The sequence below is a fragment of the Niallia yueguangensis genome, from assembly GCF_052663115.1.
The window spans coordinates 1-17276 of record NZ_JBQTCX010000007.1 but is presented as its reverse complement, the minus strand read 5'-3'; the positions used below and the strand labels follow the sequence as shown (position 1 = coordinate 17276).

Sequence of the window (17276 nt, the reverse complement as noted above, 5' to 3'; positions counted from 1 at the left end):
TAATCTCATCGTGTTAGGAAGCTCTCAGCTCTATCTTCCCTCTCTTTGAACCGTATAAGAAAACTATTGTCCTCATCATAACATGTAACAAAAATATAGTTAATTTATGTACGTTATTATATGCTTAAAAGGGTAGAAAATCAAGGGCAATCCTTTATTTCTGTTCGAATCGGCGAGAAAGGATGCTGACATCTTGAAAAAAGTCTTGTTTTCCTAAAATTTGCACACGTTCTTCAAATATATTGACAATTGTTCGAACAATAGGCTGCTCTCTATCTTCTGTATATAAATAAATTTTATTAGGAGCTAATGATAAAAGTGGACCGATGGAAAAAGGATCGATATACACCGACTGATGAGCAAATAATTTTTTATCCCACATCATCATTATGTCTTGTTGTGTCATTTCCCGGTAATGTTCGTCATAAAATTGAATGTCTAAATCAAGCAGAACATGAATAGTTTGTTTTTTCGAAACACGATCGGATAAAAAATCCCTTAAAGTTTGAATAAACACTTGATATTCCTGCTCCATTTTATATTCATCAATGGAGATTTCTATATATTTTTTTAATACTTCCATAAAAGTACGTAAACGAAAAGTAACGAAAGAATCGAAAGAAAAGGAAACATCCCCCTGAAATATTTCTTCAATCGCTTCTGTTAAACATGCTTCTATATCCACATCATGAACTAAATTTTCCAGTTCTTCTCTTTTTCCTTCTATTAAAGAATGCATAATTTCCACTATATGTCGTTGTTCCGTTTCATCTTTAAAGAAATATTGCTTTGCTAATATTTCCTTTGTCCAATCATCACATTTATTGTTTAAAATATATTGAAAAAAAAGCATTTGTAATTTTTTTAAATTTCTACTATTATTAAAAGGTTTTTTCCAACCTATTACTAACAAATATTCATTTATTCCTTCATTATCATTTACCTTCCATTCTACATGGTAGAACTTATGATGAATGAGTTTTTTTAATTTTTTCACATCATCTAGATGTTTAAAAGTAATTTCAATCAATCATATCCCCCCTTATAAGAAAAGCGCAGGCGCCTTGATCAGCCCCGAAGAAAAATGCTCTCTTGACTCAAAAAGTGTTTTTTACTTTTAGAGACAAGAGGTTATTTTTCACAGGGGCTAGGCGCCAGAGCTAGACAGGTATCTAAATTGAGTCGATTTAATTCTAATTTTTTAAAGAAATCCCTGATAGCATGTATATGGAGGAAATATGAAAAATAGAAGTAAATTTACAAGAAAAAAAGCGGACATTTTCCCACAGTATTATACTGTTGGAAAATGTCCGCTTTTTTATTACATTCTTTTATTTGGTCCTTTTACATGAATAGGATTTGCTAAATATCTTATTCGTTCCATCACTCTCATCGCTTTCATCTTCTCCTCTTCTCCTCTTTGAGAATAGGTTAAATGATGCTCTAATCCACTAAAGTCAAAATTAGAAGTGAATAAAGTTGGTAAATTCTCCAACATCCTGAATTGCAGTATCGGTCCAAGCACTTCATCTCTAATCCAGCTCGACATCGTTTCAGCACCGATATCGTCTAGCATAAGTATCGGCTCTCGTTTTATTCTTTCTAATTTTTCGTTTAACGTGCTGTCACCGATGGAACTCTTCATTTCTCTAAAAAGCTCTGGTACGTATACAATCATGGAAGAAATTTGCTTTTGGGATAATTCATTGGCAATAGCGCCTAAAATATATGACTTTCCGACACCGAATTTACCATAAAAATAAATTCCCTTTTGCCTTTGGCCAGGCTCGTACTGCTTTACAAAATTAATAGCAGCCCTTACAGCATCTGTACGATCTTCTCCAATATCCATATTGGAGAAAGAAGCTTCTAGTATATCCTTAGGAACATATAAGCTTTGAATTAATTTTTCTTTTTTCTTCTGGTTATCCTCCATCACTTTTCTTGGACAACGATCATATTGAATATCAATTGCTCCTCTAATAATCACGAGTTTTGGATGATATCCTTTCATCATATTAATACAAGACTGCAGATTCGGGCATTTGTTACATTCCTTACTTTGATTAGCAAACTCATACAATTTGCTCATGCCAAGTTCCACCATATTTGATGTAAGTTCTTCTTCATGCTCACGAAAAAAAGCTCGTACATCTGGATGGTTAAGCACTTCTTGTTTCATCACCTTATATCTTTCCTGAAAGCTGGAGTTTGCCCCCAGCTTACGCAGCGTATCATTTATTTTTTCCACAATCGTCTTCACCACCTATTTTCTTAAATTTTTTATTTCTTCTTCCAGCTCTTGTTTAATCTTTAAAAAGTCTTCACTTTCATTTCGCTCATGATTATTATTTCCAGATTCTTGCTCTTCTCCGAACCATTCTGGAATCTTTTCTGTTCGAATAGCTTTTTTCCTAGAGGTTGTTTGTTTCTTATTTTTCCCTTGTGCCCATTCTAAATATTGCAGATGTTCTTTTTTGGCAAGATCCATCGCATCTTTTACGGTACGGATATTCTTCCTTACCCATTGTCCAGCAATTTTTTCCATATAACCTTTTGTCAGTTTCATATCTGTTTTCAGCATAACATACTGAATGAGAACATTTATTACACCAGGTAATAACTTTTGAGTAAACATGATTTCCTCAATAATTTGCAAATCGGCTTTCGATGGATCAGCACCGCCAGATATATCCTTTAAAAGCTGTCTTGGGGATGTACGATCCAAGTAATGCAACAACTCTTCTTCTTTTGTTGTTGGTTTTTCCATTTTCATTTGATGCATCTGAGGCTGGGTTCGATCTACTAGCATCGGCAGCAGATCATTATGCTGAAATTGATACCAATCTCTTGCAGAAATCCTAAGCTCTTCTATATCAATATCATCCGATTGATTGATGGCACTAATGACAATATTTTTCATTTGAATCGCATCAATCCCATATAAAAATGCCAGGTTTTGAATGGCATCAAGCACCTTTTTCGTAAACGCTTTTTTTGATATTAATGAATCATGCAGCCCTGCAAAAAGCAGGTCAAAATCAAAAGAGCTATTTTGAATTTGAATCCCATTTTGCTCCTGTCTTCCCATATAAACGGACTCTTCTTCTAGCTTATCTTCTTTTTCCAATTCATAATTGGACTGAATAATACGATTATGATCGGATGTAAATACATCTTGAAATGCTTTTGTTACAGATTGATAATCACCAGCATCCGGCTTGCTTTGATCGGAAAAGAATCGTTTTAAACGGCCATATTGTGCCTTCCCTATTTTCCGATAAAGATAAACATTTAACATACCATCTAGAAAAAATTGTTCAGGTGTTAATGGAGGCTGTATTTCATAAATAAAGGTGCGATTTTCATCTTCTTTTTTCATAAATGATTTTAATAGTCCAATACCTTCTAACTTTAACCTGGCTTCATAAATCTCTTTTAATCCACAATTCATAAAATTCATTAAGCTATGATGAGAATTAGATGTAGACCAAAGCCGATTTTCTTCCACCTCTGCCCATAATGTCATATATAAACTGATGCAATACGTACCGATTAAAGGCTGATATAGAAAGGTAATTATTTTCCGATCATAATCATTTAATAAACCATTAACAGCTACATGATACCTATCAATTGGAAGCAAGTCTTGCCAATGTTGTGCCATATTTCAGCTTATCCCTCCCTCTTCCAATTCCACTTATTATTGAAACAGAAATGCTAAAATTCAAAAAAGAGCCAAAGAATCCTTTAGCTCCCTTTTAGGAAATAATGTGAATTATAAACTATTTCACCATCATTCCATTTGTTAGAAACAGAACATAAACTAATCTTTTTTGATTAATTCCTTTAACTCATTGATAAAGACATTAATGTCTTTAAATTGGCGATAAACAGAAGCAAAACGCACATATGCCACTTCATCCACTTCTGCCAGTCGATCCATCACCATTTCGCCGATAATGTCACTTTTAACTTCTGAAACAGCATTGCTGCGAAGCTCTTTTTCTACTATTGCTGTTATTTCTTCCAATTGTTTTAACGCAACCGGTCTTTTTTCACATGCTCTTATTAGTCCTCGTAATATTTTATCACGGCTAAACTCTTCCCGTGTGCCTTCTTTTTTCACAACTATTAAAGGGATTTCTTCTACTTTTTCAAAAGTAGTAAAGCGATATCCGCAAACTTCACACTCTCTTCTTCTTCGGATCGAGCGACTATCATCAACAGGTCGTGAATCAAGAACACGAGTATTGTTATGTTGACATGAAGGACATCTCATCTTTATCAACTCCCGAATTCATTGTTTCGCAATGTATTGATACTTACTATCATCTTATAGAAAAGTAATTATTTGTACAAGTAATTGTGAGGATTTCTTATAAGAAAAACGAAAGCGCTTTGACCAGCCCAAAAAAGATGTTCTCACGACTCCACTTTTACACAAAAGTAGTCTTGATTCGCTGTCATCCGCTCTTCATTCGCAAAACTTCATTTCTATATTCAACACTTACAATATGCCCCATTTTTTTAAAATGTTTTTTGCCTGCATTTTCGCACCTTCTATTGTTCCATTATTATCAATTAATTCATCTGCTAAAGCACGTTTTTCTGTTAGCAGCATTTGCGCTTGAATTCTTAGCACTGCTTCTTCATAAGAAAGTTTGTTTCTTTTCATTAACCGTTTTATTTGAATTTCTTCTTCCACATAAACGAGGATTGTTTGATCGCAGCCCTTATGTAAGTTATTTTCAAATAATAGCGGAATATCTAAAATAACCATCTTGGCTTCATCTTCCATCGCCTTTTTTTTCTTTTCATCCATCCTTTTTCGCACTTCTGGATGAACGATACTGTTTAATACTTTTCTTTCCTTTTCATTGTTAAAAACAATTTCACCAAGCTTCCCTCTATTTATGCTGCCATCTTTTTGAAGAATACTGGTTCCAAAATGTGCAACAATGGCATTATATGCCGGTTCACCTGCTTCTACTGCAAGCCGTGCTTCTACATCTGCATCAATAACGGGGAAATTTAGTGATTGAAAATAAGCTGAAATAGTACTTTTCCCACTGGCAATGCCACCTGTCAGCCCCACAATTAATGTCATTATGATTCCTGCCTTTTTTCTAATTTTGCTCTTTTAATGCTGTTTTGAAAGAGATCTTGAAACTTTTTGAACAACCTCTATAATTTAAAAATGCCGATAATAATTAAAATAACACCAGGAATAAAAGAAAATTTCTCCATGAAGCTCTTTTTCGAAAAAAAAGATCCTCCTATTATTCCCAAAGAAACAAAAGAAGTACTCATCCCAATAACAGCAATGGTTAAATAAACAGGAGAAAACCCTAGCATAGAGGCGCCTATCCCCGCACCAAATGCATCTAAAGATAATGCAAGCCCTAGTACGACTGCTTCCATTCCAGTTATCGTACCAGAGTTATCAAAATCAGCAGACATTGGCTTTTTTAATATATTAATAACAATACCAAGGGACTTAATCTCAAAATTAATAATATTTTTTTCATGTGTTAATACTTCTTTTTCCTTTGAAGGCCGGAAAAATTGAAATAAAATCCAAATGCCTAATAATATTAAAATAAAACCGCCGATACTTTCTGCAAAGTTTGGAGAAAATATGCGGGAAATCACATGCCCAAAAAACATTCCCACTAATAATGTAAATCCTGAGCAGCAAGCAATAATGAAGATTGATTTAAAAGGTATCTTCATTTTTCTAAGACCATAAGTGAAACCTACACTAAAGTTATCGATACTTACAGCTAGTGCCAGCAAAATAAGAGAAATTACTTGTGCCATATGAAAAAAGCCCCTTCCTAATGAATAGTACTATAATATATGGAAGGAGCCCATCCAATGTTAAATAAGTAATGGATTTTCTCTTTTAAAGGATGTTCAAAAAGTCCGGGAAAAATAGCTGTCGAATTTCTTCGTCAGCTTGCTTAGCTACTCCGCCTCGACCTTCTTGCTTCTAATTTTTTACCTTTTTGAACACGGACTTTTATTACTTTTGACAATCAGGGCAATATACGGTTCCTCTGCCTCCGACAATGGTTCTCTCTAATGTCGTGCCACAATTTTTGCATGCTTCTCCTTTTCGGCCGTAAACATACAGTTCAAGCTGAAACATACCAATTTGCCCTTGAGAATTTACATAAGAGCGAATCGTACTTCCTCCCTTTTCCACGGCTTCTGATAATGTAGCAATAATTTCTTTGTATAAACAGTCGATTTCTTCGTCATTTAATGTATTTGCTATTCTTTCTGGATGGATGCGACTTCTAAACAACGCTTCATCAACATAAATATTTCCTAAACCTACGACTATTTTTTGATCCAATAAAGCTGTTTTTATGCTTCTTGTCGTTTTTGCTAATCTTTCTTTAAAATTCATGATCGTAAAGGAGCTGTCAAATGGTTCCGGTCCAAGTTGAGACAGAGGCAATGAATGATGCTCTTCCCCTTTTTTAAATAAATGCATCGTTCCAAACTTACGAACGTCCTTATAGCGCAATTCTGTACCATCTTCAAAATAAAAAATAACATGAGTATGCTTATCAACTGGATCGTCAGCTGAAAATACGCCATAACGCCCTTCCATCCGTAAATGCGATACAATCGTAAAATCGGTCGTAACAATTAATAAAAACTTTCCTCTTCTTTGTACATCTTCTATTGTTTGTCCAACTAATGCATCAGAAAATTCTTCGACATTTTCTGGTTTTTTTATCATTTTTGCCCAAGAAACAACGACTTCTTTTATAACCTTGTGCAGCGTTAGTTCTTTTAATGTTCTTCTGACTGTTTCCACTTCAGGTAATTCTGGCAATAGTTTTCTCCTCATTTCCTTTACTTTGCATCAAACCATGTATCTCCGTATGAATAATCCACTTTTAATGGGACTTTTAATTCTACTGCATGTTCCATTACATCAGGAACGACTTCTTTTAACTTTTCAATTTCATCTTTTGGCGCTTCGAATATTAATTCATCATGCACTTGTAATAATAATCGTGTTTTTAAACCTTCTGCTTCTATACGCTTCGCCATTTCAATCATAGCTTTTTTAATAATGTCCGCAGCACTTCCTTGAATCGGTGTATTCATCGCCGTTCTTTCTGCAAAGCTTCTTACATTAAAGTTTCTGCTCGTAATCTCAGGCAAATATCTTCTTCTATGAAGCAATGTGGATACAAAACCTTGTTGTTTTGCGTCAGCAACAATTTCCTCCATATAATTTTTTACACCAGGGTAGCTTTCTAAATACCGTTCAATAAACCTTGCTGCTTCTTTTCTTGTGATATGAAGGCTTTGTGATAAACCATAGTCACTAATTCCATACACAATGCCAAAGTTAACTGCTTTTGCATGTCTACGCATATTAGAAGTTACTTCATCCGCGTCCACATGAAAAACAGACATCGCTGTTTCTGTATGAATATCGTGGTCTTCTTTAAATGCTTCAATCAATTTTTCGTCATTCGCTATATCTGCTAGAACTCGCAGCTCGATTTGACTATAATCCGCCGCAAAAACAATCCAGCCCTCTTCTGAAGGCACAAACGCTTGTCTAATTTTTCTTCCTTCTTCTAAACGAATCGGGATATTTTGTAGGTTCGGATCTGTTGAACTTAACCGTCCTGTTTGTGTTAATGCTTGATTAAAACGAGTGTGTATTTTACTGTTATGAACCACTTTTTGCAGTCCTTCAATATACGTTGATTGAAGTTTTCCTAATTGTCGATAGTTTAAAATTTCTCCAATGACTTCATGAGAACTTGCTAGCTGATCGAGTACATCTGCTGAAGTAGAATAGCCCGTTTTTGTTTTTTTAATAACAGGCAAACCAAGTTTTTCAAAAAGAATAACACCAAGCTGTTTCGGCGAATTAATATTAAACGTTTCTCCAGCTAATTCATAAATGCGGCTTTCAATTTCTTTTAATCGCTCATTAATTTCTGCGCCCATTGTTTGGAGTCTGTCTAAATCCACTTTAATTCCTGTAAACTCCATATCTGCAAGCACAAGGCTTAACGGCATTTCTAAATCATAAAATAATGCTTCTTGTCCGTTTTCTTTTAGTTCTTCTTCCATTTTGTCAATTATTGCTGCAAGTGCCAGCGTTTTTCGAACTAGATGTTCAGAAAGGATAGCTTCTTCTGGTACTTTTCGTTTTGCACCTTTTCCATAAAATGCTTCATCTGATTGGATATTCATATATCCGTATTTTTTGGCAACCGATGCAACGTCTTCAATGGTGACAGAAGGATCTGCTATATAGGCTGCAAGTAAAACATCAAACGTGATGCCCTTTAAATGAATCCCTTTATGCCTTAAAGACACTTCGGAACGTTTTGCATCGTACACAATTTTTTTGCTTGTTTCATCTTCTGCCCACTCTTTGAAAACTTCAGATTCTAGTACAAGCTTTATCGGAAGATAGAATGCACCTTTTTCGTTTACTAGGGAAAGACCGATAATAGGAGCATAATGATAGTTATCGTCTAGTATTTCTACATACATTACGTTTTCATCTGCAAAAATGTCTTTAGAAATTTCAATTACTTCCTTATACTCTATCTTATCAAGGCTTACTTCCTCTTCTGCAACATCGTCTCCTAATTTTGCTAACAAGGAATTAAACCCTAGTTCTTTAAAGATTCCCTTTAACTTGTCTGCCTGCATACCAGGATACTCCACTTCATTTAAGCCAATTGCCAGTGGCGCTTCTCTTGTAATCGTAGCAAGTTCTTTACTCATGATTGCCTGGTCTTTAAATTCTTCCAGCTTCTCTTTTAATTTTTTCCCACTCACTTGATCAATCGACTGCAATAGAGTTTCTAGTGTTTGGAATTCTTTTAGAAGCTTAATGGCCGTCTTTTCTCCTACACCTGGAACGCCGGGAATATTATCAGAGCTGTCGCCCATCAACCCTTTCATATCAATGATTTGTTCTGGTTTTAAACCGTATTTTTCTTGAATATGATTTGGGGTATACGTTTCTATGTCCGTGATACCTTTTTTTGTAATATACACCGTTGTTTTTTCAGAGCTTAACTGGGTTAAATCCTTGTCACCAGAGATTACGATGACTTCATAGCCTTCTTTTTCTCCTTGCAAGGATAACGTCCCGATTATGTCATCTGCTTCATAATTCTCCAATTCATAATGGCGGATGCCAAATGCATTCAACAATTCTCTAATGTATGGAAATTGTTCCGATAATTCAGGAGGTGTCTTTTGGCGGCCTCCTTTATATTCACTGAATGTATTATGCCGAAAAGTTGTTTTACCTGCATCAAATGCTACCAGTACATTACTCGGCTTTTCATCTTCTAATATTTTCATTAACATCATCGTAAACCCATAAACTGCGTTAGTATGCACCCCTTTATCATTATTTAAAAGCGGCAGTGCAAAAAAGGCACGATAAGCAATGCTGTTTCCATCTATTAAAATGAGCTTTTTTGTCAAAATAAAAATCCTCCTTAATTATTCACGATATGTATGTAATTACCTAAATACTATTATTATTTCGTTCACTCTATTTTACCATGCGGATAAAAAGATTGTAAGGAAAGCAGTACCTTTCAAAAAGGCTCATAAAAGGAGGTTAATGGAATATTTTAAATGCGGCTGCTGTTTTAATAGGCTTAATAGAGGTTTTCAAAAAGTCTGGGGAAAATTACTGTCGAATTTCTGCGACAGCTTTTCTTACAGCTCTCAACTGTCTTATAGATAGGTGAGAGCCGAAAGCGGGGTAGCTTTCGGCTCTCGACTTAGCCTTATGGATAAGGGGGTCTTCACCAAACATTGTAGCAAGGAAGTATTAATAGATTATAAATAGTTTGTAAAAGTAGTGTAAACTCGTACAAATTGTTTTATAAAGGTTGAGAACCATCACTGGCGAATCTGTTCACACTGTTGTGACCTCTAGTCCTCAACAAAGCACACCTACAATCTAATGACCCTTCTATTTAATCACTCACAAATAAGGAAGTTCCTTTTTTAATTGTACTTGAAAAGTGGTCCCTTTCCCTATTTTGCTTTCTACTTTAATCGTCCCCTTATGTAATTCGATTAAATGTTTTACGATTGCTAGTCCTAAACCTGTACCTCCGGAATTTCTGCTTCTTGCTTTATCTACTCGATAAAAGCGTTCAAAAATCCTCGTTATTTCACTGTTTTCAATCCCTATACCAGTATCTTCCACAAAAACAATGACATCTTTACGTCTTTCTAAAACAGAAACCGTTATTTTCCCACCATTAGGCGTGTACGAAATAGCATTTGAAATGAGGTTAAGAAACACTTGTGTTAGTCTGCCTCTGTCTCCTTCAATCCATATACTTTCTTCTTTTTGTTTAAAAATTAATTCCAACTCTTTCGTTTCCGCTTTTTTCCATAAAATCTTAATGGCCTCATCTAAAATATCTAAAATATTTAATCGTTCACGTATTAATGAGAATCCATGCTGCTCCAACTTTGTTAAATCAAGTAAATCTTGAATCAACTGCTGCATCCGGTCACTTTCTTTTAAAATAATCCTTAAGAATTCTACCAATGTCTCTTTATTTTCCATTGCTCCATCTAATAGTGTTTCAGAAAATCCTTTAATGGACGTAATTGGTGTTTTCAATTCATGCGATACATTCGCAACAAAGTCTTTTCGGATTTGTTCTAACTTTTTTAATTCAGTTATTTCATGGAAAACCAATAATATTCCCATCCATACATCGTTTGCACCGATAATTGGCACACCGTATACTTGAAAATTTCTATTATCTTCATTTACTTGTAGAACAAGCTCTCTTACCACTTTTTGTTCCGTCATAAAAATCTCTTCTACTAGATCAGTAATTTCCCGATGATCTAAAACTTTATAATAGAGTTTATATAAATAATCAGAAGAATGAACAGAAAACAAGTCCTTATATGCTTTATTAATTAAATTAATATATCCTCTGCTATCAATAAGTAAGAGCCCACTTCCAATACTCTCGATTAATGTACCTAGGCGATCTTGTTGGATTTCCTGGGCTTTCACCATATCCTGAAAATTTTTCGCTAAAGTATTAATAGATGAGCTAAGCACGCCCGTTCCATCGACTCGATCTTCATAAGTACGAGCATGATAATTTCCGTTGGCAAGTTCAGAAGCAACTTTTGTAGCCGATTCTACCGGTCTCATATAACGATAAATCAGTTTAAATCCTATTAATGATAGTAGAGCAAAGGCAACAACTAGAGAAACAATAACAATCCCATTGATTTGATGGTATGCATACTGAATGTCTTGTAGTTTTATACTTAAAAATAAATATCCTTGCTTTTGATTTTTAAATGATAGGACGTTGGAATAATAATGAAAATCTGCATTCCCACCCACTTCCATGTTTGTCCTTCCCTTTCTGATAATCGATTCAATTGCCTTTATATGAGCACCATGTAAACTTTCTTCCATTTGTCCTTCATCAAAAAGAATCGTTCCTTTTTTATCTGTAATCGTAATTTGCAAGTCTAACAATTCACTATATTCTTTAATTGTAGATGCCTTTACAGAATCAATGCCACCAGCATTTTCAATTTCATTTGCCAAGAACATACTTTCCCTTTTCATTCTTTGGTCATATGACTGTAAATAAGATTTTTTGTTTAGTTGGCCGAGAATTAAACCAATTAGCAGAAAAACAATAAATACAAGTAATAAAAGACTAGAAAGCAATTTTGATTTAAACTTTCGCATTTACTTTGGTTCCTCAAGTTTATATCCTAAACCACGGATCGTTTTTATATAAATCGGTTTTTTTGTATTACTCTCCATTTTCTCCCTTAAATGGCTTATATGTACGTCTACAATCCGTGTGTCTCCAACAAAATCATAATTCCAAACTGCACTTAATAGCTGATCCCTTGTCAGAACACGTCCCTTATGTTTTGCCAAATACAGCAATAATTCAAATTCTTTTGGAGTAAGCTCTAATAATTCTTCTTTAAAATATGCTTCATAAAAATTAGGAAATATTTTTAATTCACCAATACCAATACTATCATCTTCTTGTGGTTCTTTTTGCGGTACTTCAGACTGATACTGGGATCTTCTTAATACAGCTTTTATTCTGGCAATTACTTCCCTTGGACTAAAAGGTTTTGTCATATAATCATCTGCACCCAATTCTAATCCAAGTATTTTATCTAATTCATCATCTTTTGCTGTTAACATAAGAATAGGAGTATTTATTCGTTGATGACGAAGTTGCTTGCAAACTTCCATGCCATCTAATTTTGGCAACATTAAATCTAACAAAATAACATCAGGATTAGTTGTTAATGCCAGATTCATGCCCTCTTCTCCATCCATCGCCGTTATAACATCATAACCCGCCTGCTGTAGGTTATACTGTATTAGTGTTAATATAGACTGTTCATCATCTACGACAAGAACTTTCTTTTTCATACATTGCCTCCAAATATTATAATTCCCCTATGAATCCCCCATTTTCCCCCTTTTATTATAATATATACATTTCATAAAAGAAAACGTTGGTTTTTCGCACATTGAAGTGCATATCGTATTATTCCATCCGTTCATTTCACATATTTCCGTCAAGAAAGCAGCTGAAGCATAAAAAGCGCTTCCATCCCTAAATAAATGAACAATTTCTGCTTCTCCATTAATTGTTCTATCCATAATTTCGTTCTATTCACCTTTAAAAATTAAGGCTCTTTCCGTATAAATTGTTGTTATTTAACCCGCAGCCTGAATACACTTCGCTTTCCGCGGACGAGTGCCGATCCTCCTCGTCGCCAGGCTCCTGTGAGGTCTCGTCTTTCTCGCTTTTCTAAGCAGGAGTCTACGTGTATTCAGGCTGCTCAGTGCTTCAGCTATGCTTATTATTTTATTCAAAAACAATAAACTTTTAGAAAACAGCCAAAATTAAAAAGAGGGAAGAGTCTCTTTAAATACTCTTCCCACAAAATCTTATCTGTATTACTTCATATTTTTAATCAGTTCATCACCAAACTCAGAACATTTTACTTCTGTTGCTCCGTCCATTAAACGGGCGAAATCATATGTTACTACTTTAGAAGCAATTGTTTCTTCTACTGATTGAATTACTAATTGAGCAGCTTCTCCCCAGCCTAAATGTTCTAATAGCAGAACACCTGAAAGAATAACAGATGAAGGATTTACTTTATCCAAGCCAGCGTATTTTGGTGCTGTACCATGTGTTGCTTCAAAAATGGCATGTCCTGTTTCATAATTAATATTTGCTCCAGGTGCAATTCCAATTCCACCAACTTGTGCTGCAAGAGCATCTGAAATATAGTCGCCATTTAAATTCATAGTTGCTACTACGTCAAATTCTAATGGTCTAGTTAATATTTGTTGTAAAAAGATATCGGCAATCGAATCTTTTACAATTATTTTTCCTAAGCTCTCAGCTTCCGCTTGTGCCTTATTTGCTGCATCTGCCCCTTGTTCTTCTTTAATTCGGTCGTATTGTGCCCACGTAAACACTTTGTCTCCGAATTCTTTTTCTGCTAATTCGTAGCCCCAGTTTTTAAAAGCACCTTCCGTATATTTCATAATATTACCCTTATGTACAAGCGTAACTGATTTTCTGCCTTCTTTAATGGCATAATTAATTGCTGAACGAACAAGGCGACTTGTCCCTTCTTGTGATACTGGTTTAATTCCGATTCCAGAAGTTTCAGGGAAGCGGATTTTATTTACTCCCATTTCATTTTGAAGAAATGATATCAGTTTTTCAACAGCTTCTGAGCCTTTTTCATATTCAATACCAGCATAAATATCTTCTGTATTTTCGCGAAAAATGACCATATCTGTATCTTGTGGTCTTTTTACTGGAGAAGGCACGCCTTCAAACCATCTTACCGGACGTAAACATACAAAAAGATCCAACTCTTGTCGCAACGCTACATTCAGGGAACGAATTCCGCCGCCAACAGGCGTTGTTAATGGCCCTTTAATAGCGATTAAATATTCATTAATAACATCTAATGTTTCAGAAGGCAGCCATTCCCCTGTTTGATTATACGCTTTTTCACCTGCAAGTACTTCTTTCCATACGATTTTTCGTGATCCATCATAAGCCTTTTCTACAGCAGCATCTAATACTCTGGAAGCTGCAGCCCAAATATCAGGACCAATTCCATCTCCCTCAATATAAGGAACTATTGGATTTGCTGGTACATTTAATACTCCATCAACGACTGTAATTTTTTCACCTTGCATGTAAATCCCTCCGTCTAAGAATTTTATGTCCTTTATGAGAAAAGCGCAGACGCCTTGCTCAGCCCCGAAGAAAAATGTTCTCTTGAATAGACACAAGAGGTTATCTTTCCCAGATGCTAGGCGCCGGAGCTAGACATCCATCTAACTTCAAAAATCTTTCATTATTTTATAAAAAGACTCTGTTAAATTCCATTGTTGATTTTCAAAAGGTCAGGGAATCGACTCCCTTCCCATTAAATAACATTATCGTTTAACAGTGCCTATAAAAAGTAATTACTTTAGTACACAACATCATTATTGTTTTTATAGGTGAACTCGTTTTAGTTAGCTGAAACTTCAGGGAATCAGGTTCTATTTCACCTGATAAAAATTATTCACCTTTTATCACTAAAAAGATAACCCGCTTTAGGAGCGTTCATCTACTGGAATATATGCTAATCTTTCAGGTCCTACATAATCTGCTCTAGGTCTAATTAACCGATTGTTGTCATATTGCTCTAATATATGGGCAAGCCATCCAGATACCCTGCTGACTGCAAATATTGGTGTAAATAAATCATGATCAATTTTAAGACTATGATAGACAGACGCGGAAAAGAAATCGACATTTGGTACAAGATTTTTTTCTTGTTTTAACATCGTCTCTATTTTTACACTCATATCATAAAGATAACTTTCACCTGTTAAATCAGTTAATTTTTTCGCCATTATTTTCAAATGTTTTGCACGTGGATCTCCTTTTCGATAAACACGATGGCCGAATCCCATGATTTTTTCTTTCTTAGCCATTTTTTCTTTTATATAAGCATCAACATTTTCTAAACTTCCTATTTCTGTCAACATTTTCATAACTGCTTCATTTGCACCGCCATGCAACGGTCCTTTTAAAGCACCGATTGCGGAAGTAATGCCAGAATAAATATCGGATAACGTTGCTACACAAACACGTGCTGTAAACGTAGACGCATTTAACTCATGATCTGCATGCAATACTAATGCTTTATTAAAGGCTTCAATTGCAATTGGCTCTGGTTCTTCCCCTGTTAACATGTATAGAAAGTTTGCAGCAATGCTAAGATCCTTTCTAGGACCAATTGGTTCTAATCCCTTTCTTAAGCGGGAAAACGCTGTTACGATGGTTGGCATCTTCGCCTGTAGTTTCACTGCTTTTAAATAATTCGATTTATCATCCATCAATTCAGCACTTTCATCATACACGCCAAGAAGAGAAACTGCTGAACGAAGAGCTGCCATTGGATGAACCTGCTTTAACGGCATAATTTTAAGCTGCTCAATGAACGAATCCGGAAGTTCAGCATGTTCCGCCAACTCTTGTTGAAATTTTCTTAACTCTATGTCTGTTGGTAATTTTCTATTCCATAATAAAAAGACAATTTCTTCAAAACTAGCATGTTCTGCTAATGAGTCAATATCATATCCAACATACGCTAATGAATCATCAATAATAGAGCTGATAGAAGAAGTTGTCGCTATTATCCCTTCTAGACCTCTTATAACTGTCATACGCCTCTCTCCTTTACTCTTGAATTCGTTTCCTATATAGTAAACTTCATTTCCACAGTTATTATAAAAATTATTATCGCCTGCATTAGATTAACTTTCCTATACAGTGTAGCAAGAAAAACACTGGCCTATTAAGAGCGCAAGAGAGGTAAATCAACCAACTACGCAAACATGGAAAATCGATTAATTACGCCACGCCCTGTGGCAATATCGGCACTTGTACATCCTGTACTGTGAAGCTAGACACATATCTAACTCGTTACCACAAAATTATGATATATGAACAAAACCATCCATTCATCTTAAAACGGATTCTATTAGAACGCTAAAAGAATATGGTAGGTTGGAAACTTTATCGATTCCAACTTCTTCTAATGAAGCTAATTAATACCAAATTTAACGCTTCCCATCTAAGTCAAATGTTTCGCGAGCGTTAAATACATCTTTCATCATATGTATTATCCTCTCTTTATAATCATATACTAAAAATAGGATTATAGTCGAACAATTCACACTTTTCATTTTTCCTATTCCCTATTTACCGATTTTAATATAATCCTATTCATAAGTAAATTATAATAAAGTTATCGTTTATCATAAGATAAACTTATAAAAAAGCGATTAATATTAAAAACTTTTAGTCAATCAAAAAAAAGGCAGACATCTCTATCCATATAAGAATGGGTTAGATTTTTGTCTGACTTGTTAAATCTTCTACTTTATTGTTACACTTTTTCAAATGTTTTTTTATGTAAAAAACAACAATCTTTGAGAAAACACCCAAAGATAAAGCTGCCACAAGGACGCTATGTAATACTAGATGTGACTAACTCTCCTCTTTCGTTCACTTAATCCATTCCATTGCTTTGATGGCAATGTAAGCAATTCCCGCCCCAATAAGAGGCCCGACTGCAACACCATTAAAAATAGATACAGCTAATATGGTGCCAAGAACTAATGCTGTTGTAATTTGTGGATCTTCAGCCAAAAGGGTAATTCCTCCTTTTGCTAAAAGAGCCACTACTATTCCTGAAATTAAAGCAATCCAAGCAAACGGTGATTTAAATGTATAGGTTAAATCTTTAAATCCAATATCACCTGTTGCAATAGGGACAAGAACAGCAATCGTAATAATCGTTACACCCCAATTTATGCCTTTAGATTGAATCAAGGAAAAGGTTTTAGTATCTAAACCAATTATTTTCATACATAATAAAAATACAACGGCAAAAAGCAACGAATTATTTTTGGCAATAAAAGCAATGATAGCTAAAAGATATAAAAATAAAAACGATTGTGAAAACACAAACAAAGCTCCTTTCTTCACTATTATATCATAAGTTAAATATTCAAACTTCGCACCTTCAAATTCGTTTGAGGACTTGGTTTAGAACAATAAAAAGTAAGGCTTGTTTTTTATTGTTGAGGTTGCTTTCCACTACGGATTGCTTCGCTTTCCGCGGGGTGG

13 protein-coding genes are annotated in these 17276 nt (G+C 34.8%); all 13 read right to left on the bottom strand.

Annotation, left to right across the window (positions count from 1 at the left end; genetic code table 11):
• Positions 1-154: 154 nt before the first annotated feature.
• The 13 genes from ACTYA4_RS08255 to ACTYA4_RS08195 all read right to left on the bottom strand — a co-directional run bounded on the left by ACTYA4_RS08255 (position 155) and on the right by ACTYA4_RS08195 (position 17114).
• The gene (locus ACTYA4_RS08255) at positions 155-1030 is read right to left on the bottom strand and encodes a putative sporulation protein YtxC (RefSeq protein ID WP_443480639.1); all 876 of its coding nucleotides are present in this window, start codon (positions 1028-1030) and stop codon (positions 155-157) included.
• A gap of 291 nt (positions 1031-1321) precedes the next feature.
• Positions 1322-2251 carry a primosomal protein DnaI gene (dnaI, locus tag ACTYA4_RS08250; protein ID WP_443480638.1) on the bottom strand — a complete coding sequence of 310 codons (930 nt, stop codon included), beginning with the start codon at positions 2249-2251 and terminating at the stop codon, positions 1322-1324.
• 15 nt (positions 2252-2266) lie between these two features.
• The gene (locus ACTYA4_RS08245) at positions 2267-3667 is read right to left on the bottom strand and encodes a replication initiation and membrane attachment family protein (RefSeq protein WP_443480637.1); all 1401 of its coding nucleotides are present in this window, start codon (positions 3665-3667) and stop codon (positions 2267-2269) included.
• A 159-nt stretch (positions 3668-3826) separates the two neighbouring features.
• Positions 3827-4282 carry a transcriptional regulator NrdR gene (gene nrdR, locus ACTYA4_RS08240; protein ID WP_443480636.1) on the bottom strand — a complete coding sequence of 152 codons (456 nt, stop codon included), beginning with the start codon at positions 4280-4282 and terminating at the stop codon, positions 3827-3829.
• Between the two features lie 228 nt (positions 4283-4510).
• Positions 4511-5110, bottom strand: a complete 600-nt coding sequence (gene coaE / locus ACTYA4_RS08235; protein WP_443480635.1) for a dephospho-CoA kinase — start codon at positions 5108-5110, stop codon at positions 4511-4513.
• Positions 5111-5187: 77 nt separating this feature from the next.
• Entirely contained in the window at positions 5188-5823 is a 636-nt protein-coding gene (gene ytaF, locus ACTYA4_RS08230; RefSeq protein ID WP_443480634.1) for a sporulation membrane protein YtaF, read from the bottom strand.
• Positions 5824-6028: 205 nt separating this feature from the next.
• Entirely contained in the window at positions 6029-6853 is an 825-nt protein-coding gene (gene mutM / locus ACTYA4_RS08225) for a DNA-formamidopyrimidine glycosylase (protein ID WP_443480633.1), read from the bottom strand.
• 20 nt (positions 6854-6873) lie between these two features.
• Complete coding sequence (gene polA / locus ACTYA4_RS08220) at positions 6874-9498, bottom strand: DNA polymerase I (protein ID WP_443480632.1); 2625 nt, start codon at positions 9496-9498, stop codon at positions 6874-6876.
• Between the two features lie 511 nt (positions 9499-10009).
• Entirely contained in the window at positions 10010-11770 is a 1761-nt protein-coding gene (pnpS, locus tag ACTYA4_RS08215) for a two-component system histidine kinase PnpS (RefSeq protein ID WP_443480631.1), read from the bottom strand.
• Positions 11771-12481 (bottom strand): winged helix-turn-helix domain-containing protein, encoded by a 711-nt coding sequence (locus tag ACTYA4_RS08210; RefSeq protein ID WP_443480630.1) that lies wholly within the window; start codon positions 12479-12481, stop codon positions 11771-11773. It abuts the gene before it with no gap.
• A 534-nt stretch (positions 12482-13015) separates the two neighbouring features.
• Positions 13016-14284, bottom strand: coding sequence for an NADP-dependent isocitrate dehydrogenase (icd, locus tag ACTYA4_RS08205; protein ID WP_443480629.1), 1269 nt, complete (start codon positions 14282-14284; stop codon positions 13016-13018).
• A 405-nt stretch (positions 14285-14689) separates the two neighbouring features.
• Positions 14690-15808 carry a citrate synthase gene (gene citZ / locus ACTYA4_RS08200; protein ID WP_443480628.1) on the bottom strand — a complete coding sequence of 373 codons (1119 nt, stop codon included), beginning with the start codon at positions 15806-15808 and terminating at the stop codon, positions 14690-14692.
• Positions 15809-16652: 844 nt separating this feature from the next.
• On the bottom strand, positions 16653-17114 hold the full coding sequence (locus ACTYA4_RS08195) for a DUF441 domain-containing protein (protein WP_443480627.1): 462 nt from the start codon (positions 17112-17114) through the stop codon (positions 16653-16655).
• Positions 17115-17276 lie beyond the last annotated feature (162 nt).

What these genes read in the sequence shown, in the direction of transcription:
- pnpS (WP_443480631.1), bottom strand. Translation starts at nt 11,770, where the DNA reads ATGCGAAAGTTTAAATCAAAATTGCTTTCTAGTCTTTTATTACTTGTA.
- icd (WP_443480629.1), bottom strand. Translation starts at nt 14,284, where the DNA reads ATGCAAGGTGAAAAAATTACAGTCGTTGATGGAGTATTAAATGTACCA.
- ACTYA4_RS08210 (WP_443480630.1), bottom strand. Translation starts at nt 12,481, where the DNA reads ATGAAAAAGAAAGTTCTTGTCGTAGATGATGAACAGTCTATATTAACA.
- citZ (WP_443480628.1), bottom strand. Translation starts at nt 15,808, where the DNA reads ATGACAGTTATAAGAGGTCTAGAAGGGATAATAGCGACAACTTCTTCT.
- coaE (WP_443480635.1), bottom strand. Translation starts at nt 5,110, where the DNA reads ATGACATTAATTGTGGGGCTGACAGGTGGCATTGCCAGTGGGAAAAGT.
- ACTYA4_RS08245 (WP_443480637.1), bottom strand. Translation starts at nt 3,667, where the DNA reads ATGGCACAACATTGGCAAGACTTGCTTCCAATTGATAGGTATCATGTA.
- ytaF (WP_443480634.1), bottom strand. Translation starts at nt 5,823, where the DNA reads ATGGCACAAGTAATTTCTCTTATTTTGCTGGCACTAGCTGTAAGTATC.
- nrdR (WP_443480636.1), bottom strand. Translation starts at nt 4,282, where the DNA reads ATGAGATGTCCTTCATGTCAACATAACAATACTCGTGTTCTTGATTCA.